26 protein-coding genes are annotated in these 16,671 nt (G+C 50.6%); 6 read left to right on the forward strand and 20 right to left on the reverse strand.

Annotation, left to right across the window (positions count from 1 at the left end; all coding sequences use genetic code 11):
• Window positions 1-283 precede the first annotated feature (283 nt).
• Entirely contained in the window at window positions 284-838 is a 555-nt protein-coding gene (locus IYV58_RS24895; RefSeq protein WP_172880503.1) for a gamma carbonic anhydrase family protein, read from the forward strand.
• On the opposite strand, the gene IYV58_RS24900 is transcribed toward IYV58_RS24895, so the two are convergent.
• Genes IYV58_RS24900 through dprA form a run of 6 tightly spaced genes read right to left on the reverse strand, consistent with a single transcriptional unit; the run spans window position 814 to window position 4,606 of the window.
• Entirely contained in the window at window positions 814-1,071 is a 258-nt protein-coding gene (locus IYV58_RS24900) for a DUF1488 family protein (protein WP_004125863.1), read from the reverse strand. The genes IYV58_RS24895 and IYV58_RS24900 overlap by 25 nt on opposite strands.
• Window positions 1,068-1,886, reverse strand: a complete 819-nt coding sequence (gene aroE, locus IYV58_RS24905; protein ID WP_004125865.1) for a shikimate dehydrogenase — start codon at window positions 1,884-1,886, stop codon at window positions 1,068-1,070. The genes IYV58_RS24900 and aroE overlap by 4 nt, the downstream gene beginning before the upstream one ends.
• Window positions 1,887-1,889: 3 nt before the next feature.
• The gene (gene tsaC, locus IYV58_RS24910; RefSeq protein ID WP_004125868.1) at window positions 1,890-2,462 is read right to left on the reverse strand and encodes an L-threonylcarbamoyladenylate synthase type 1 TsaC; all 573 of its coding nucleotides are present in this window, start codon (window positions 2,460-2,462) and stop codon (window positions 1,890-1,892) included.
• Window positions 2,463-2,466: 4 nt separating this feature from the next.
• The gene (locus IYV58_RS24915) at window positions 2,467-3,009 is read right to left on the reverse strand and encodes a DNA topoisomerase family protein (RefSeq protein WP_004125871.1); all 543 of its coding nucleotides are present in this window, start codon (window positions 3,007-3,009) and stop codon (window positions 2,467-2,469) included.
• 27 nt (window positions 3,010-3,036) lie between these two features.
• Window positions 3,037-3,510 carry a DUF494 family protein Smg gene (smg, locus tag IYV58_RS24920; protein ID WP_004125874.1) on the reverse strand — a complete coding sequence of 158 codons (474 nt, stop codon included), beginning with the start codon at window positions 3,508-3,510 and terminating at the stop codon, window positions 3,037-3,039.
• Window positions 3,482-4,606 (reverse strand): DNA-protecting protein DprA, encoded by a 1,125-nt coding sequence (dprA, locus tag IYV58_RS24925; protein WP_049113987.1) that lies wholly within the window; start codon window positions 4,604-4,606, stop codon window positions 3,482-3,484. The genes smg and dprA overlap by 29 nt, the downstream gene beginning before the upstream one ends.
• A gap of 129 nt (window positions 4,607-4,735) precedes the next feature.
• Here dprA and def point away from each other — a divergent pair, with 129 nt between their 5' ends.
• The 5 genes from def to mscL all read left to right on the forward strand — a co-directional run bounded on the left by def (window position 4,736) and on the right by mscL (window position 9,501).
• Window positions 4,736-5,245, forward strand: coding sequence for a peptide deformylase (gene def / locus IYV58_RS24930; protein ID WP_049113989.1), 510 nt, complete (start codon window positions 4,736-4,738; stop codon window positions 5,243-5,245).
• Between the two features lie 14 nt (window positions 5,246-5,259).
• Window positions 5,260-6,207: a methionyl-tRNA formyltransferase gene (gene fmt, locus IYV58_RS24935; protein WP_049113991.1), complete on the forward strand. Its 948-nt coding sequence runs from the start codon at window positions 5,260-5,262 to the stop codon at window positions 6,205-6,207.
• Between the two features lie 52 nt (window positions 6,208-6,259).
• Window positions 6,260-7,549, forward strand: a complete 1,290-nt coding sequence (gene rsmB / locus IYV58_RS24940) for a 16S rRNA (cytosine(967)-C(5))-methyltransferase RsmB (protein WP_142467990.1) — start codon at window positions 6,260-6,262, stop codon at window positions 7,547-7,549.
• Window positions 7,550-7,570: 21 nt separating this feature from the next.
• Window positions 7,571-8,947 carry a Trk system potassium transporter TrkA gene (gene trkA / locus IYV58_RS24945; RefSeq protein WP_004125888.1) on the forward strand — a complete coding sequence of 459 codons (1,377 nt, stop codon included), beginning with the start codon at window positions 7,571-7,573 and terminating at the stop codon, window positions 8,945-8,947.
• A gap of 140 nt (window positions 8,948-9,087) precedes the next feature.
• The gene (gene mscL, locus IYV58_RS24950; protein WP_004125889.1) at window positions 9,088-9,501 is read left to right on the forward strand and encodes a large-conductance mechanosensitive channel protein MscL; all 414 of its coding nucleotides are present in this window, start codon (window positions 9,088-9,090) and stop codon (window positions 9,499-9,501) included.
• Here mscL and IYV58_RS24955 read toward each other — a convergent pair.
• The 14 genes from IYV58_RS24955 to rplR form a co-directional block, all read right to left on the reverse strand.
• Complete coding sequence (locus IYV58_RS24955; protein WP_004125891.1) at window positions 9,455-9,715, reverse strand: alternative ribosome-rescue factor A; 261 nt, start codon at window positions 9,713-9,715, stop codon at window positions 9,455-9,457. The two genes, mscL and IYV58_RS24955, sit on opposite strands and share 47 nt — an antisense overlap.
• Window positions 9,716-9,773: 58 nt before the next feature.
• A complete protein-coding gene (zntR, locus tag IYV58_RS24960; protein WP_004125893.1) occupies window positions 9,774-10,199 on the reverse strand; it encodes a Zn(2+)-responsive transcriptional regulator in 426 nt (141 codons plus the stop codon).
• A 2-nt stretch (window positions 10,200-10,201) separates the two neighbouring features.
• Window positions 10,202-10,570, reverse strand: coding sequence for a DnaJ family domain-containing protein (locus IYV58_RS24965; RefSeq protein WP_004125895.1), 369 nt, complete (start codon window positions 10,568-10,570; stop codon window positions 10,202-10,204).
• A gap of 107 nt (window positions 10,571-10,677) precedes the next feature.
• Complete coding sequence (gene rplQ / locus IYV58_RS24970; RefSeq protein WP_001216372.1) at window positions 10,678-11,064, reverse strand: 50S ribosomal protein L17; 387 nt, start codon at window positions 11,062-11,064, stop codon at window positions 10,678-10,680.
• 40 nt (window positions 11,065-11,104) lie between these two features.
• On the reverse strand, window positions 11,105-12,094 hold the full coding sequence (locus IYV58_RS24975; protein WP_002919219.1) for a DNA-directed RNA polymerase subunit alpha: 990 nt from the start codon (window positions 12,092-12,094) through the stop codon (window positions 11,105-11,107).
• 25 nt (window positions 12,095-12,119) lie between these two features.
• A complete protein-coding gene (gene rpsD, locus IYV58_RS24980; RefSeq protein WP_004125897.1) occupies window positions 12,120-12,740 on the reverse strand; it encodes a 30S ribosomal protein S4 in 621 nt (206 codons plus the stop codon).
• Window positions 12,741-12,773: 33 nt separating this feature from the next.
• Entirely contained in the window at window positions 12,774-13,163 is a 390-nt protein-coding gene (gene rpsK, locus IYV58_RS24985) for a 30S ribosomal protein S11 (protein ID WP_004138423.1), read from the reverse strand.
• A gap of 16 nt (window positions 13,164-13,179) precedes the next feature.
• Window positions 13,180-13,536, reverse strand: a complete 357-nt coding sequence (gene rpsM / locus IYV58_RS24990; RefSeq protein ID WP_004106333.1) for a 30S ribosomal protein S13 — start codon at window positions 13,534-13,536, stop codon at window positions 13,180-13,182.
• Between the two features lie 146 nt (window positions 13,537-13,682).
• Window positions 13,683-13,799, reverse strand: coding sequence for a 50S ribosomal protein L36 (rpmJ, locus tag IYV58_RS24995; RefSeq protein ID WP_000868187.1), 117 nt, complete (start codon window positions 13,797-13,799; stop codon window positions 13,683-13,685).
• Between the two features lie 31 nt (window positions 13,800-13,830).
• Window positions 13,831-15,162 (reverse strand): preprotein translocase subunit SecY, encoded by a 1,332-nt coding sequence (secY, locus tag IYV58_RS25000; RefSeq protein ID WP_004106334.1) that lies wholly within the window; start codon window positions 15,160-15,162, stop codon window positions 13,831-13,833.
• 7 nt (window positions 15,163-15,169) lie between these two features.
• Window positions 15,170-15,604, reverse strand: a complete 435-nt coding sequence (gene rplO / locus IYV58_RS25005; RefSeq protein ID WP_004106336.1) for a 50S ribosomal protein L15 — start codon at window positions 15,602-15,604, stop codon at window positions 15,170-15,172.
• Window positions 15,605-15,607: 3 nt separating this feature from the next.
• Entirely contained in the window at window positions 15,608-15,787 is a 180-nt protein-coding gene (gene rpmD, locus IYV58_RS25010) for a 50S ribosomal protein L30 (protein WP_001140434.1), read from the reverse strand.
• A gap of 3 nt (window positions 15,788-15,790) precedes the next feature.
• Window positions 15,791-16,294, reverse strand: coding sequence for a 30S ribosomal protein S5 (gene rpsE / locus IYV58_RS25015; RefSeq protein WP_004106339.1), 504 nt, complete (start codon window positions 16,292-16,294; stop codon window positions 15,791-15,793).
• A gap of 14 nt (window positions 16,295-16,308) precedes the next feature.
• Window positions 16,309-16,662 carry a 50S ribosomal protein L18 gene (gene rplR / locus IYV58_RS25020; RefSeq protein WP_000358960.1) on the reverse strand — a complete coding sequence of 118 codons (354 nt, stop codon included), beginning with the start codon at window positions 16,660-16,662 and terminating at the stop codon, window positions 16,309-16,311.
• Between the last annotated feature and the right edge of the window lie 9 nt (window positions 16,663-16,671).

Raw genomic sequence — 16,671 nt, forward strand, 5'->3', positions numbered from 1 at the left:
CGCTTTCCTCTTTCAGAGTCAACCCGTTATTTCAGGATTTTTTCTCTTCAACCGACCGGGCTGTTTGTGAAGTGATTCACATCTGCCGTGTCAGTGGGAGCGCATTATAGGGATCCCATTTTTTTGCACAAGCCTTTTTTCGATCTTTTTTTCCAAATGATGGTTTTTCAGCCGCTTCGCGGTGTTCTTGCTCAATCCGCTCACTTTTTACCACAATAAAGGGTTGCAGACGGCCAAAAAAGCAACCAAAGTCTCTGCACTCCCTTCATTTATTGAGGTAACCATGACCACCAGTTTGCGTCGTTATAAAAATTTATTCCCTAAAACGGGCCTGCGCGTGATGATCGACAGCAGCAGCGTGGTGATCGGTGATGTCAGAATGGCTGATGACGTCAGTATCTGGCCTCTGGTCGCGATTCGCGGTGATGTGAATTACGTCGAAATAGGCGCTCGCACCAATATTCAGGACGGTAGCGTCTTACATGTCACACATAAGTCTCCTTCCAAACCGCAAGGCAATCCATTAATCATTGGCGATGATGTTACCGTCGGCCATAAGGTGATGCTACACGGCTGCACTATTGGTAATCGGGTACTGGTGGGGATGGGTTCGATTTTGTTGGATGGCGTGATTGTTGAAGACGACATAATGATTGGCGCAGGTAGTCTGGTTCCTCAGAACAAACGTCTCAAGAGTGGCTATCTTTACTTTGGCAACCCGGTAAAACAGATACGCCCCCTGACGGAGGCGGAAATCGCGGGGCTCATATATTCAGCGAATAACTATGTAAAGTGGAAAGGTGATTATCTCGATCAGGAAAGCCAGATCCAACCCTGAGCATCTTCCTGCTGGTCGAGAATGAGAACCTGGGCTTCATCTTCCAGATCCCAGCGATGTTCACGAAAAGCGGCCAGCCATTGCGCAGGGTCTTCACCGCCAAAACGCTTCTTGAGACCGGTTAGCGTTAAGGCGCAGGTTAGCTGCATGCCGTTAACTAATGCCGGAAAAGCGATACATTGATGCGCTTCATCCCATACCTCTCTGTCTGGAAACTGAATAGCCTGGTTCATGCATTCAGTTCCTTCTGCAAAGCCGCAATGACTGGCGTAATTTCTGGCAGTACGCCATGCCATAACAGCACCGCATGGGCAGCCTGCGCCACCAGCATTCCCAGCCCATCAGCGCATTTGGTGGCACCATGTTGCCGGCATAGTGTTAAAAATGGCGTACAGCCTTTCTGGTAAAACATGTCATAACAACAGACACGGGGATTTATTAATGTAACAGGGATCGCGGGAACATCGCCGTCAATACCGCTGGACGTCGCATTAATAATGAGATCAAATTCCTGGCCGCCTAATGCTTCTATATCCAAAGCGTGGACGCTGCCGGTATGAGCAAAAAGCGTAGCCAGTTCATGGGCGCGAGAATAGGTACGATTAACAATAGTCACGGCGCAATCCAGCGACAAGAGAGGAAGCAATACGCCGCGTGAAGCCCCACCTGCGCCAATGAGCAACACCCGGAATCCAGGTTTAATAAAACCAAGCCGTTGCAGATCGCTCAGTAGTCCAATACCATCGGTATTGTCCCCAAGCAGGCGGCCATCCTCCAACCGTTTAAGCGTATTGACCGCACCAGCCAGCGCTGCACGTTCGGTTAACTCATCCGCTCGCGCGAAGGCCTCTTCTTTAAAAGGCACGGTGACGTTCGCTCCCTTACCGCCTTCATTAAAGAAGGTATCGAGCGTGGTAACAAAATCATCGAGCGGAGCCAGGATACGGCCATAGGGATGCGTAATGTGCAGCTGCTGCGCAAAAAGCCGATGAATTGATGGCGACTTGCTATGGGCAATCGGGTGTCCGAAGACGGCATAAGTTTCCATGAGTTACCCCTGGCGGAAGAGTTCGCCCGTCAAGGCATCACGTATTTCAGATGGGTTTTGACGCCCTCCCGTTGCCCCATCGACTACCGGGAAATCCGCGCCAAACTGCGTATAAACCTCAGCCGTCGTGCGACAAGGTGGCAGACCAGATAAATTTGCGCTGGTAGAAACAAGCGGTTTCCCGTAAGCCTTACACAGTTCGACCACCAGCGGATGATCCGTGACTCGTACTGCCAATGAATTAAAGCGCCCGGTCAACCAACGCGGCGTTGAAGCGCAGGCCGGGAAGACAAATGTTACCGGCCCAGGCCAACACGAAAAAATAGCCGCTAGCTGCTCATCGCTCAATTGCGTATCGTCAATATACGGCTTGAGTTGCTCAAAGTTCGCAGCAATCAGAATCAGCCCCTTTTCAACGGGACGCCGCTTAAGTGCGAGCAGACTCATGACGGCTTTTTCGCTATCGGGATCGCAACCGACGCCAAAAACGGCTTCTGTTGGATAGGCAATGACATGTTCATTATTCAGAAGCGCCACAGCGCGTACGATGGCTTCTGAGGGCAGGTTATTATTCACAGATTTATTCCGCCGATATCGGCTTTCCACATTGTTTGCTGGCACAAAAGCGCTTAACGCCCTGCGCCGTTTTCTTTTCGATTAGCAACGGGTAATGACACTCAGGACACTCGCCCGCCACTGGCCTGAAGTTAATGACGAACTGGCAATCGGGGTAACGATCGCAGGAATGGAAGTTTTTTCCATAACGTGAACGGCGCTGAACCAGATGCCCTTGCCCGCATTGCGGGCAGGCTATTGCAGTTTCATCCGGCTTATCGATAAGTTCAGTATGTTCGCAATCAGGATAGCTGCTACAACCGATAAACATACCAAAACGCCCCTGGCGTAGCACCAGCACTGCGCCGCAAGACGGACACGTTTGCCCCTCCAGAACTTTAACAATATGCCCGTCCGCCTGATTTTTCAGGGGCCGGACATAGTCACAGTCAGGATAATGCGAGCAGCCGAGAAAAGGCCCGTGCTTCCCGGAGCGTATTACCAGTTCAGCCCCACACTGCGGGCAAGGTTCGTTTTTACGCACCGAAAACAGCGCTGTTTTGGTCATAACAATTCTAATGTCGCAGCAAAAAAGTTAGTGCAGCATACCTTCATTTACTTCAAAGAGTAATTCTTCCATTTGCTGGTAGGCATTTTCGCAACCGGGAATATTGAACAGCACCATCAGAATCACCCATTTGAGATCCTCCAGATCGAATTCTGCCGTATCCAGCGCCAGCACGCGCTCTATCACCATTTCCCGTGTTTCGAGGTTCAACACCTGAATTTGCTCAAGGAACAGTAAGAATCCCCGGCAACTCGCGTCAAGACGCTGACACTCCTCGTCAGTATATACTCGTAACGAGAGTGGGTCAGAAGCTAGCTGCATAGGTGCAACAAGCCCCTCCTGGTAATCAGCCAGTTTTTCGAGCCACATTAGGGCGTTATAGATATCTTCTCGTTCAAAACCGGCATCGGTCAGATCCCGAGTTAGCTTGTCCTGATCCACGCGCATTTCTGCTTCGTTATGGATGTAAGTTTCAAACAGATACATCAGTACGTCGAACATGGCTTGCCCTCCTTAATCGGACATAGCCGCCGGGTACAGCTGCGATCCAGCCTGCTAACTCCAGTTCTAGTAGCTGGGCTACGGTTACTGGCACAGATTGGCCGGCACGTTCAGCGACAACGTCAACAGGTGTTACCTCATCTCCTACGTTAGCCAGGAGCTCTGGAAATGGCAATGCTACAGAAGGCCGATCACCGCAATTATTTACGTCATTTGGCTCGGGAAGAATATTCGGTAGCTCATCTCGCCAGTATTCGACGATATCTTCAGGGGCTGTTACGGGAATCGCGCCCTGCTTGATAAGCCAATGAGGGCCTTCTGAACCCGGGCTGCCAATCGGCCCTGGCAGAGCAAAGACATCCCTTCCCTGCTCCAGCGCATAACGAACCGTCACTAATGAGCCACTTTTCAGCGCAGCTTCAATAACCAACACACCGGCGCTTAGGCCACTGATAATCCGGTTACGGCGGGGAAAATTGGCCGGAAGGGGCGGAGTGAACAGCGGAAACTCAGAAATGACGGCTCCGCCACCGTTAATTATCTGCTCCGCTAACGCCTGATGGCGACGAGGATAGATCTCTCCTAAGCCATTCCCTAAAACAGCCACCGTTTTACCTTTCCCTTCCAGCGCACCACGATGAGCAATACCATCAATGCCAAGGGCCAGACCGCTCGTGATCGTAATGTCATACCGCGCTAAAGCTTCGCTAAATAGTTTTCCCCAACGAGCGCCATACCAAGAGTGTGACCGACTCCCAATGACGGACAGCTGCCGGCTACTGAGTAGCGCAGGATCTCCACATACTAAAAGGGCGCATGGAAAGTCGACAATCGCCCGCAATTGAGGTGGGAAAAGCGGATCTTCGGCAGTCAGTAAATAGCAATTGGGTTGCTCCAGCCATTGTAGCGTGGCATCGATTTCGCATTGGTTAACGCCGAGGAAATGCTTCGATTGCGCCAGATTCAAACCACGGGCACGCAACTCTTCTCGCTCTAGCGTCGGAGATGAACATAGCTGGCGTGCAGCACTGATAGCACCTTCGCCATACAGGCTGCTCACTCTCATCAAACGTAACCAAATTTCCCTCGGCGTCATCCCTGTTCCCCTGCCACAAGCGACTTTAACAATCTTTGCGATTGGTCAGTGAGACTGTCAATTGCAGGGGGTTTTGTCTAGAATAGAGGTAATGATCTTTCCAACTCCTGAACACAACTCTGGATAACTATGTCAGTTTTGCAAGTGTTACATATTCCGGACGAGCGCCTTCGCAAAGTCGCAAAACCGGTAGAAGAAGTAAATGCAGAAATTCAGCGTATCGTCGATGATATGTTTGAGACGATGTACGCTGAAGAAGGTATCGGTCTGGCCGCAACGCAGGTAGATATTCATCAGCGCATTATCGTTATTGACGTATCAGAAAATCGTGAAGAGCAGCTGGTATTAATTAACCCTGAGCTGCTGGAAAAGAGCGGAGAAACAGGCATTGAAGAGGGTTGCCTTTCTATTCCTGAACAGCGTGCTTTAGTACCGCGTGCAGAAAAGGTGAAAATCCGCGCGCTCGATCGCGACGGTAAACCTTATGAGCTTGAAGCTGACGGTCTGCTGGCAATCTGTATTCAGCATGAGATGGATCACCTCGTCGGTAAGCTGTTCATCGACTACCTGTCGCCGCTCAAGCAACAACGCATTCGTCAGAAAGTTGAGAAACTTGATCGCCTGAATGCCCGAGCTTAAGGACGAGAATTAACGTGTCAGATTCACTACGTATTATTTTTGCGGGCACACCTGACTTTGCAGCGCGTCATCTCGACGCGCTGCTCTCCTCTGGACATAACGTTGTTGGCGTGTTCACCCAACCGGACCGTCCGGCTGGTCGCGGTAAAAAACTCATGCCCAGCCCGGTAAAGGTTCTGGCGGAAGAGAAAGGCATACCGGTATTCCAGCCAGTTTCGTTACGTCCGCAGGAAAACCAGCAACTCGTCTCTGACCTGCGCGCAGATGTTATGGTCGTCGTGGCCTATGGCCTCCTTCTGCCAAAAGCCGTACTTGATATTCCACGCCTGGGCTGCATTAACGTTCACGGCTCGCTGCTTCCGCGCTGGCGCGGTGCGGCCCCGATTCAACGTTCGCTGTGGGCTGGCGATGCCGAGACGGGTGTAACCATCATGCAGATGGATGTTGGTCTCGATACGGGTGATATGCTGTATAAGCTTGCGTGCCCGATCACCGCAGAAGACACCAGCGGGACGCTGTACGACAAGCTGGCTAACCTTGGCCCTCAGGGGCTTATCGAAACCCTTAAGCAGCTTGCCACAGGTACCGCAAAACCGGTTGTACAGGATGAAGCGCTGGTTACCCATGCGCAAAAACTCAGCAAAGAAGAAGCGCATATCAACTGGTCTCTTTCCGCTGCTCAGTTAGAACGCTGCATTCGCGCCTTTAACCCGTGGCCAATGAGCTGGATAGAAATTGATGGCCAACCGGTAAAAGTCTGGCAGGCGTCGGTTATCAATGTGGCCACAACCGCCGAGCCAGGAACCATTCTTGAAGCGACCAAACGGGGAATTCAGGTCGCGACCGGGGACGGGGTCCTGAATTTACTGTCGCTACAGCCGGCCGGGAAAAAAGCCATGAGTGCTCAGGATCTATTAAACTCGCGCCGGGAATGGTTTGTACCTGGCAGCCGTCTGGTCTGACGCTCCCTTCTTAATACGCCCGGTGTTACCGGGCATTTTTATTTTTGTACTTATGAAAAAACAACTCAATTTACGCAGTCTGGCAGCACAGGCCGTTGAACAGGTTCTCGAACGAGGGCAATCCTTAAGCAACGTTCTGCCCCCGCTGCAACAAAAAGTCTCGGATAAAGATAAAGCGCTGCTTCAGGAGCTATGCTTTGGCGTGCTACGTACACTTTCACAGTTAGATTGGCTGATAGGCAAGCTCATGTCCCGACCGATGACGGGTAAGCAGCGCGTTGTGCACTATCTGATTATGGTGGGCTTTTATCAACTGTTATACACACGCATCCCGCCTCATGCAGCCTTGGCGGAAACCGTTGAAGGCGCCGTTGCTATTAAGCGTCCACAGCTCAAAGGGTTGATAAATGGTGTCTTGCGCCAGTTTCAGCGTCAGCAGGAAGAGCTGTTAGCTGAATTTTCTCGTAGCGAGATCCGCTTTTTACATCCTTCCTGGTTATTGAAACGTCTGCAGAAAGCCTATCCAGCACAGTGGGAATCCATTGTAGAAGCGAACAACCAGCGCCCGCCGATGTGGTTGCGCGTAAACCGCGTCCACCATTCGCGCGACAGCTGGCTGGAATTACTGGAGGCGGCGGGAATGAAAGGCTTTACTCATCCCGCTTACCCTGACGCCGTGCGCCTGGAAACACCGGTACCGGTCCACGCATTACCCGGGTTTGAGGCTGGTTGGGTGACCGTGCAGGATGCCTCTGCTCAGGGCTGCATGACATTCCTTGATCCGCAAAACGACGAGCAAATTCTGGATCTGTGCGCTGCCCCGGGTGGTAAAACCACCCATATTCTCGAAGCGGCGCCCGAAGCACAAGTTCTGGCTGTCGACGTTGATGAGCAGCGACTCTCCCGCGTCTACGACAACCTGAAGCGTCTGGGCATGAAGGCAACCGTCAAGCAAGGCGATGGCCGTTATCCAGCCCAATGGTGTGGCGAGCAACAGTTCGATCGTATTCTGCTGGATGCCCCTTGTTCCGCCACCGGTGTTATTCGCCGTCACCCGGATATTAAATGGCTGCGCCGGGATCGCGATATCGCGGAACTGGCCCAGCTCCAGGCTGAAATTTTGGATGCCGTATGGCCGCACCTGAAATCCGGCGGCACTCTGGTTTACGCGACATGTTCAGTATTGCCAGAAGAGAACAGCCAGCAAATAAAAGCCTTCCTGCAACGTACAGCTGATGCGGTTCTCAGCGAAACCGGCGACGCTGATTTACCGGGCCAGCAAAATTTGCCTGGCGCCGAGCAAGGTGACGGCTTCTTTTACGCTAAGCTAATCAAAAAGTAATGAGATAACGAGTCGCGACTGATGAAAATTATCATATTGGGCGCAGGGCAGGTCGGCGGAACTCTGGCAGAAAACCTTGTCGGAGAGAACAACGATATTACGCTGGTAGACACGAATGGCGACCGCCTTCGCAGTCTTCAGGACAAATTTGATCTCAGAGTGGTTCAGGGCCACGGCTCGCATCCTCGCGTGCTGCGTGAGGCCGGTGCGGATGATGCCGACATGCTGGTTGCAGTGACCAGCTCAGATGAAACGAACATGGTGGCCTGTCAGGTCGCCTATTCGCTGTTTAATACGCCAAATCGTATTGCCCGCATCCGTTCCCCGGATTATGTACGCGATGCTGATAAACTTTTCCATTCAGAAGCGGTTCCTATTGACCACCTCATCGCTCCAGAGCAGCTGGTAATTGACAGTATTCACCGTCTGATCGAGTACCCAGGCGCGCTGCAGGTTGTCAATTTTGCTGAAGGCAAAGTCAGCCTTGCTGTCGTTAAAGCTTATTATGGCGGTCCTTTGGTGGGAAACGCGCTTTCAACTATGCGCGAGCATATGCCGCATATTGATACACGCGTAGCAGCTATTTTTCGCCACGATCGTCCTATCAGGCCACAAGGATCAACAATCGTAGAAGCCGGTGATGAGGTGTTTTTCATCGCAGCATCACAGCATATTCGTGCAGTGATGAGCGAACTTCAGCGTCTTGAAAAACCGTACAAGCGCATCATGTTAGTTGGCGGGGGAAACATTGGGGCCGGGCTCGCCCATAAGCTGGAGAAAGATTACAGCGTCAAGCTTATTGAACGTAATCAACAGCGCGCCGCAGAGCTCGCAGAAAAGTTGCAAAATACAATTGTCTTTTACGGTGATGCATCAGATCAAGAATTGCTGGCGGAAGAACACATCGATCAAGTCGATCTTTTTATTGCCGTCACCAACGATGATGAAGCTAACATTATGTCTGCCATGCTCGCAAAACGCATGGGCGCCAAAAAAGTAATGGTACTGATCCAGCGCCGGGCCTATGTTGATCTTGTTCAGGGGAGCGTGATCGACATTGCAATATCACCGCAGCAGGCAACAATTTCTGCTCTGCTCAGCCATGTGCGTAAAGCCGATATTGTTGGCGTTTCCTCTCTGCGCCGCGGTGTCGCGGAGGCCATTGAAGCTGTAGCGCACGGAGATGAAAGCACTTCGCGGGTCGTTGGTCGCGCTATCGATGAGATTAAACTCCCCCCCGGAACAATTATTGGCGCAGTAGTACGCGGTAATGATGTCATGATCGCGAATAATAATCTGCGTATTGAGCAAGGGGATCATGTCGTTATGTTCCTGACGGACAAAAAATTCATCTCTGATGTCGAGAGACTATTCCAGCCAAGTCCTTTCTTCCTGTAGCTCTTAGGCGTCGACAAGACGCCTTTCTTTTATCCCTTATATATCAAAGGATAATATTTTTCTGCAATTATTCCCCAGTAATGGAAAATAAGAATACATTTGTTAAACTTATCTGTGTTAGCTGGCTCAAGGAGAATAAAATGAGTTTTTTAAAAGAATTTCGCGAATTTGCGATGCGCGGGAACGTGGTTGATTTGGCAGTCGGTGTCATCATTGGTGCAGCATTTGGTAAAATCGTATCGTCGTTAGTTGCCGATATTATTATGCCGCCACTAGGTTTACTCATTGGCGGAATCGACTTTAAACAGTTTGCTGTCACGCTACGAGACGCCCAGGGAGACATCCCAGCGGTCGTAATGCATTATGGCGTATTCATCCAGAACGTCTTCGATTTTATTATCGTGGCGTTTGCCATTTTTATGGCAATCAAACTGATGAATAAATTGAATAGAAAAAAAGAAGAGATACCGGCAGCACCACCGGCCCCGACCAAAGAAGAAGTCCTGCTTAGCGAAATTCGTGACCTGTTGAAAGAACAAAACAATCGTTCTTAAGAAGCGTCAAAAGCAGAAGGCCAGTGGTAAAAAAGTTATTTACTTTCTTGCCACTGGCCTCCCGACCATTCCGTCCTGCATGTTTTTCTTTTCTTTGGTAGCTCCCTTTCCCTTTCTTGTTCTTCTCAACTCGCTGCCTGAATAATGGGTCATGAAGTAATGCCTCAATGGCGTTATCTTTAATTTGCCCTTTAGTATGCTGATAGCGGCTCATAAACTCTCCAGATTAGTAAAAGAAATCGGCCTGAGTGTAGACGCGACTGATGCAAAAATCAACGTGCTGTATTTTGGTTGCTGGCACCCTGCTCAAGCGCTTCAAGAATTGAACAATAGACGCTGCTGTGCGCTGTTCCGCAGCAAGCATCATTGAGGCGCTGCAAAGAACGACGCATGGTTTGTAGCTCTTTAATCCGGGATTCCACTTCGCTTAAACGAGCCTGCACAATACCTTTAGATTCCTGGCAGGTGTGATGTTCAGGATCGATGCGGATCGAAAGAAGTTCGCGGATCGATTCCAGCGTGAAACCGAGCTGCCTGGCATAGCGGATAAAACGCAGCCTCTGTAAGTCGTTGTCCGTATAGAGGCGAAATCCACCTTCCGTACGCACATTGTGATCCATCATCTGCTGCTTTTCGTAGTAGCGGATGGTGTCGGGAGTAACATCAGCCAATTTTGCCAGTTCACCAATACGGTACATGATTACTCCTCTTTAATTTTATGTAGCAACTTATCAGCGTAATCTCCGCGCAGGAAGTCAGTGTTCAGGCCCGCCTGTCGCAGCTTTAATTCGAGTAGCGCCAAACGACGGCTCAGCTCCGCATAGCGCGGATCGCTCTCCTGTACACCTTTTAGTAAGTCAGTGAGCATTACCGCTTCTTTACGATGTTCAAGTTCTGGAGGTAAACAACCCGCATTTTTGAGTAATCGATAACCTGCGCGTAGCTCAGCTGGCACATGCGAGTCGTCATCCAGAGACAGGGGTTCCCCGCTTCCCGGAAGATTATCTAACTCACCTTTGCGCTGCGCATCAAGAATATGACGTTCTGCCCACTGATCCAGTAACCACATCATAAGGCTCCGGCGATGAACATAAATAATGCAGATATTGTAAACAAGCAGGAATAGGGAGGATATAAAAAAACCCGCCGGAGCGGGTTTTTTTACGTTACTACAGATTACTCTGCAGCAGCTTCTGCTTTCGATTCAGAGCGATCAACCAGCTCGATGTATGCCATCGGCGCGTTGTCGCCTGCACGGAAGCCACACTTCAGAATACGAGTGTAACCACCGGCGCGGCTCGCGAAACGCGGGCCCAGCTCGTTAAACAGTTTTGCCACGATCTCGTTATCACGAGTGCGGGCGAATGCCAGACGACGATTAGCAACGCTATCAGTCTTGGCAAGAGTAATCAGCGGCTCAACTACGCGACGCAGTTCTTTCGCTTTCGGCAGGGTCGTCTTGATGATTTCATGACGAACCAGCGAACCAGCCATGTTACGGAACATAGCCTGGCGATGGCTGCTGTTGCGGTTCAGTTGACGACCACTCTTACGATGGCGCATGACCTTATCCTTCTCAGTAAAACCTTAACCTGTGATCCGGTTACTCGTCAGCAATGCTTGCCGGTGGCCAGTTTTCCAGGCGCATGCCCAGAGACAAACCACGTGAAGCCAGCACGTCTTTAATCTCGGTAAGAGATTTTTTACCCAGGTTCGGCGTTTTCAGCAACTCAACCTCGGTACGCTGTACCAGATCACCGATATAGTGGATAGCTTCTGCCTTAAGGCAGTTAGCAGAGCGGACAGTCAATTCGAGATCGTCAACAGGGCGCAGCAGGATCGGATCGAATTCTGGTTTCTCTTCTTTCACTTCCGGCTGACGTACATCACGTAAATCAACGAAAGCTTCCAGTTGTTCTGCCAGGATGGTTGCCGCACGACGAATCGCCTCTTCAGGATCGATTGTGCCGTTGGTTTCCATTTCGATGACCAGCTTGTCCAGGTCGGTACGCTGTTCTACACGCGCTGCTTCAACATTGTAGGCAATACGCTCTACCGGGCTGTAGCATGCGTCGACCAGCAGACGGCCGATTGGGCGCTCATCTTCTTCCGAATGAATTCGGGCAGAAGCCGGCACATAACCGCGACCGCGCTGAACTTTGATACGCATGCTAATAGCAGCGTTCTCATCGGTCAGGTGGCAGATCACATGTTGCGGCTTGACGATTTCGACATCACCGTCATGGGTAATGTCGGCTGCGGTCACAGGGCCAATGCCAGATTTGTTCAAAGTAAGGATAACTTCATCTTTACCCTGAACTCTCACCGCCAGCCCTTTCAGGTTGAGCAGGATTTCAAGGATATCTTCCTGAACGCCTTCTTTGGTGCTGTACTCATGAAGTACACCATCAATCTCAACCTCGGTCACCGCGCAACCCGGCATCGATGAGAGCAGAATACGGCGCAGTGCGTTACCCAGAGTATGGCCAAAGCCACGCTCTAAAGGTTCAAGGGTCACCTTGGCGTGCGTCGAACTCACTTGCTCGATATCGACCAGGCGCGGTTTTAGAAACTCTGTCACAGAACCCTGCATTGTGTCCTCTCTTTGGTACTAAGCTTTACTTGGAGTAAAGCTCGACGATCAGGTGTTCGTTAATGTCCGCAGACAGATCAGAACGTTCCGGCTGACGCTTGAACGTACCTTCCATCTTGCCAGCATCAACTTCCAGCCAGGTTGGCTTTTCACGCTGCTCAGCCAGCTCCAGAGCGGCTTTCACGCGAGATTGCTTTTTCGCTTTCTCACGAATGCTGACAACGTCATTCGCTTTAACCTGATAAGAAGCGATGTTAACAACACGACCGTTTACCATGATAGCTTTGTGGCTAACCAGCTGACGTGATTCAGCACGAGTCGCGCCGAAGCCCATACGGTATACAACGTTGTCCAGACGACCTTCCAGCAGAGTCAACAGGTTTTCACCGGTGTTGCCTTTCAGACGCGCTGCTTCTTTATAGTAGTTACGGAACTGACGCTCCAGCACACCGTACATACGGCGAACTTTTTGCTTTTCACGCAACTGCACACCATAGTCAGACAGACGCGGTTTACGCGCACCGTGCTGGCCAGGAGCTTGTTCAATTTTACACTTGGTATCGATCGCGCGAACGCCAGACTTAAGGAACAGGTCTGTGCCCTCACGACGGCTCAGCTTGAGCTTAGGACCCAAATATCTTGCCATTTTCTTTCTCCAACAATCCTAGAAACGAACGCGTTATACGCGACGTTTTTTCGGCGGACGACAACCGTTATGAGGGATCGGAGTCACATCAGTAATATTCGTGATGCGGAAACCAGCGGCGTTCAGTGCACGAATAGTAGATTCGCGACCTGGACCCGGACCTTTGACCATAACTTCCAGATTCTTGATGCCGTATTCTTTTACGGCTTCAGCGCAACGCTCTGCTGCAACCTGAGCTGCGAACGGAGTGGATTTGCGAGAACCACGGAAACCGGAACCACCGGCTGTTGCCCAACCCAGCGCGTTACCCTGACGATCGGTAATGGTAACGATGGTGTTGTTAAAAGAAGCATGGACATGAGCCACGCCATCAGAGACTTGTTTTCTTACACGCTTACGTGCACGAACTGGTGCCTTTGCCATTATTCAATCACCCCGACTATTTCTTGATCGGTTTACGCGGACCCTTACGGGTACGTGCGTTGGTCTTAGTACGCTGACCGCGAACCGGAAGACCACGACGATGGCGTAAACCACGATAGCAACCAAGGTCCATCAGACGCTTGATGCTCAGGGTGATTTCACGGCGCAGATCACCTTCAACGACAAATTTACCAACCGCTTCACGCAGGGATTCAATTTGTTCTTCAGACAGCTCACTGATCTTAACATTTTCAGCGATACCCGTGTCAGCACAGATGGCTTTAGAGCGGGTCTTGCCGATACCGAAAATGGCAGTTAATGCGATTACGGTATGTTTGTGATCAGGAATGTTAATGCCTGCTATACGGGCCACTATGCACTCCTACTATTTAATATGTACGCACCATGCTGAAAAGCCCGTTTTCAGGATACTCAAATGGAAACGTACAGACATACAAAAGATTGGCTGGCTAATCTAGCCAGCTCAACCCAACTTTGCAAGAAAAATATGCGAATAAATCAGCCTTGGCGCTGTTTATGCTTCGGCTCGGCACTGCAAATCACGCGGATGACGCCATCACGCTTAACGATTTTGCAGTTACGGCATAATTTCTTGACGGAAGCACGAACTTTCATTTTTACTCTCCGTAACTTCTCGAGCGACCTGTTAGCGGCCGTAGCCTTTCAGGTTCGCCTTCTTCAATGCAGACTCGTACTGACTCGACATCATCAGAGTTTGCACTTGAGCCATAAAGTCCATAATCACGACAACAACGATAAGCAGTGAGGTCCCACCAAAGTAGAACGGTACTTTCATTGCATCACGCATGAACTCCGGGATCAGGCAGATAAAAGTGATGTATAACGCACCGACTAAAGTCAGGCGAGTCATTACTTTATCGATATACTTCGCCGTTTGCTCTCCCGGACGAATTCCTGGTACAAATGCACCGGACTTCTTCAGGTTATCTGCTGTTTCACGCGGGTTGAAAACCAACGCCGTATAGAAGAAACAGAAGAAGATGATTGCAGACGCATAGAGTAACACATAAAGCGGTTGCCCAGGCTGCAAATACAGCGAAATTGTTGTCAGCCAGTTCCAACCAGTACCGCCCCCGAACCATGATGTAATGGTTGCCGGGAACAGAATAATACTGGAAGCGAAGATTGCCGGGATTACCCCTGCCATATTCACTTTCAGCGGTAAATGTGTGCTCTGTGCAGCATAGACACGACGACCCTGTTGACGCTTAGCGTAGTTTACCACAATGCGGCGTTGGCCACGCTCAACAAAGACAACAAAGAAAGTCACTGCAAATACTAATACTGCAACCAACAGCAACAGGAGGAAGTGCAGGTCGCCTTGACGCGCTTGCTCGATAGTATGGGCGATGGCCGGCGGGAGACCCGCAACGATACCGGCGAAGATAATGATCGAGATACCGTTTCCGATACCGCGTTCAGTAATCTGTTCACCGAGCCACATCAGGAACATCGTTCCTGAGACCAGACTAACAACAGCGGTGAAATAGAATGCAAAGCCTGGATTAATCACCAGGCCCTGCATACCAGGCATATTCGGCAGACCGGTAGCAATACCAATCGACTGGAATATCGCCAGCACCAGAGTACCGTAGCGGGTGTACTGGCTGATCTTACGACGACCAGACTCCCCTTCTTTCTTCAGCTCTGCTAACGGCTGATAAACAACCGTTAACAGCTGGACAATGATCGATGCCGAAATATACGGCATGATACCCAACGCAAAGATAGAAGCACGGCTGAGAGCACCACCAGAGAACATGTTGAACATTTCAATGATGGTGCCTCGCTGTTGCTCAAGCAGTTTGGCAAGTACAGCGGCATCAATACCAGGGATCGGAATAAAAGAGCCAATACGGAACACAATCAACGCACCGATTACAAACAACAGTCTGCGCTTCAGTTCGCCAATCCCACCTTTGGCACTTTGAAAATCTAATCCCGGTTGCTTAGCCATCTGCTACTTATTCCTCAATTTTACCGCCAGCAGCTTCGATAGCAGCACGAGCACCTTTAGTCACGCGCAGGCCACGAACAGTTACCGGACGAGATACCTCACCAGACAGGATCACTTTCGCGAATTCGATCTGGATACCGATAATGTTAGCCGCTTTCAGCGTGTTCAGGTCGATAACATCGCCTTCTACGTGAGCCAGATCAGACAGACGAACTTCTGCAGTGATCATCGCTTTACGAGAAGTGAAGCCGAATTTCGGCAGACGACGGTACAGAGGCATCTGACCACCTTCGAAACCGCGACGTACGCCACCGCCAGAACGAGAGTTCTGACCTTTGTGACCACGACCACCGGTTTTACCGAGGCCAGAACCGATACCACGACCCAGGCGTTTACCCGCCTTTTTGGAGCCTTCGGCCGGAGACAGAGTATTTAAACGCATCTCTTACTCCTCAACTTTAACCATGAAGGAAACCGCGTTGACCATACCACGAACAGCAGGAGTATCCTCGCGCTCTACGGTGTGACCAATACGACGCAGACCCAGGCCAAGCAGCGTTGCCTTGTGTTTCGGCAAACGACCGATTGCACTGCGGGTTTGAGTAATTTTAATAGTCTTTGCCATGGTTTATTTCCCCAGAATTTCTTCAACGGATTTACCACGCTTGGCAGCGACCATTTCTGGAGAATTCATATTTTCCAGGCCATCAATAGTTGCACGAACCACGTTGATCGGGTTGGTGGAACCATATGCTTTGGCCAGAACGTTATGAACTCCAGCAACTTCCAGAACGGCGCGCATTGCACCACCGGCAATGATACCGGTACCTTCGGAAGCTGGCTGCATGAATACACGAGAACCCGTGTGAACACCTTTAACCGGGTGCTGCAGGGTGCCGTGGTTCAGCGCGACATTAATCATATTGCGACGGGCTTTTTCCATCGCTTTCTGGATCGCTGCTGGAACTTCACGCGCTTTACCGTAACCAAAACCAACGCGACCGTTACCGTCACCAACTACAGTCAGAGCTGTGAAGGAGAAAATACGACCACCTTTAACGGTTTTAGATACGCGGTTAACCGCGATCAGCTTTTCCTGCAGTTCGCCAGCTTGTTTTTCGATGTGAGCCATCTTACACCTCTACCTTAGAACTGAAGGCCAGCTTCACGGGCAGCATCTGCCAGTGCCTGGACACGACCATGATATTGGAACCCGGAACGGTCAAAGGAAACATCTTTGATGCCTTTTTCCAGAGCGCGTTCAGCAACAGCTTTACCCACAGCTGCTGCCGCGTCTTTGTTACCGGTGTACTTCAGTTGTTCAGCGATAGCTTTTTCTACAGTAGAAGCAGCTACCAGAACTTCAGAACCGTTCGGTGCAATTACCTGTGCGTAAATATGACGCGGGGTACGATGTACCACCAGGCGAGTTGCACCCAGCTCCTGGAGCTTGCGGCGTGCGCGGGTCGCACGACGGATACGAGCAGATTTCTTATCCATAGTGTTACC

It is taken from the genome of Klebsiella sp. BDA134-6, from assembly GCF_015601345.1.
In the GTDB taxonomy this organism is placed as follows: domain Bacteria; phylum Pseudomonadota; class Gammaproteobacteria; order Enterobacterales; family Enterobacteriaceae; genus Klebsiella; species Klebsiella grimontii.

Bases quoted from the DNA above. Each gene is read 5' to 3' on its own strand.
- IYV58_RS24895 (WP_172880503.1), top strand. From the start codon at position 284: ATGACCACCAGTTTGCGTCGTTATAAAAATTTATTCCCTAAAACGGGC.
- IYV58_RS24900 (WP_004125863.1), bottom strand. From the start codon at position 1,071: ATGAACCAGGCTATTCAGTTTCCAGACAGAGAGGTATGGGATGAAGCG.
- aroE (WP_004125865.1), bottom strand. From the start codon at position 1,886: ATGGAAACTTATGCCGTCTTCGGACACCCGATTGCCCATAGCAAGTCG.
- IYV58_RS24915 (WP_004125871.1), bottom strand. From the start codon at position 3,009: ATGACCAAAACAGCGCTGTTTTCGGTGCGTAAAAACGAACCTTGCCCG.
- smg (WP_004125874.1), bottom strand. From the start codon at position 3,510: ATGTTCGACGTACTGATGTATCTGTTTGAAACTTACATCCATAACGAA.
- dprA (WP_049113987.1), bottom strand. From the start codon at position 4,606: ATGACGCCGAGGGAAATTTGGTTACGTTTGATGAGAGTGAGCAGCCTG.
- def (WP_049113989.1), top strand. From the start codon at position 4,736: ATGTCAGTTTTGCAAGTGTTACATATTCCGGACGAGCGCCTTCGCAAA.
- rsmB (WP_142467990.1), top strand. From the start codon at position 6,260: ATGAAAAAACAACTCAATTTACGCAGTCTGGCAGCACAGGCCGTTGAA.
- trkA (WP_004125888.1), top strand. From the start codon at position 7,571: ATGAAAATTATCATATTGGGCGCAGGGCAGGTCGGCGGAACTCTGGCA.
- mscL (WP_004125889.1), top strand. From the start codon at position 9,088: ATGAGTTTTTTAAAAGAATTTCGCGAATTTGCGATGCGCGGGAACGTG.
- IYV58_RS24955 (WP_004125891.1), bottom strand. From the start codon at position 9,715: ATGAGCCGCTATCAGCATACTAAAGGGCAAATTAAAGATAACGCCATT.
- zntR (WP_004125893.1), bottom strand. From the start codon at position 10,199: ATGTACCGTATTGGTGAACTGGCAAAATTGGCTGATGTTACTCCCGAC.
- IYV58_RS24965 (WP_004125895.1), bottom strand. From the start codon at position 10,570: ATGTGGTTACTGGATCAGTGGGCAGAACGTCATATTCTTGATGCGCAG.
- rplQ (WP_001216372.1), bottom strand. From the start codon at position 11,064: ATGCGCCATCGTAAGAGTGGTCGTCAACTGAACCGCAACAGCAGCCAT.
- IYV58_RS24975 (WP_002919219.1), bottom strand. From the start codon at position 12,094: ATGCAGGGTTCTGTGACAGAGTTTCTAAAACCGCGCCTGGTCGATATC.
- rpsD (WP_004125897.1), bottom strand. From the start codon at position 12,740: ATGGCAAGATATTTGGGTCCTAAGCTCAAGCTGAGCCGTCGTGAGGGC.
- rpsK (WP_004138423.1), bottom strand. From the start codon at position 13,163: ATGGCAAAGGCACCAGTTCGTGCACGTAAGCGTGTAAGAAAACAAGTC.
- rpmJ (WP_000868187.1), bottom strand. From the start codon at position 13,799: ATGAAAGTTCGTGCTTCCGTCAAGAAATTATGCCGTAACTGCAAAATC.
- secY (WP_004106334.1), bottom strand. From the start codon at position 15,162: ATGGCTAAGCAACCGGGATTAGATTTTCAAAGTGCCAAAGGTGGGATT.
- rplO (WP_004106336.1), bottom strand. From the start codon at position 15,604: ATGCGTTTAAATACTCTGTCTCCGGCCGAAGGCTCCAAAAAGGCGGGT.
- rpmD (WP_001140434.1), bottom strand. From the start codon at position 15,787: ATGGCAAAGACTATTAAAATTACTCAAACCCGCAGTGCAATCGGTCGT.
- rpsE (WP_004106339.1), bottom strand. From the start codon at position 16,294: ATGGCTCACATCGAAAAACAAGCTGGCGAACTGCAGGAAAAGCTGATC.
- rplR (WP_000358960.1), bottom strand. From the start codon at position 16,662: ATGGATAAGAAATCTGCTCGTATCCGTCGTGCGACCCGCGCACGCCGC.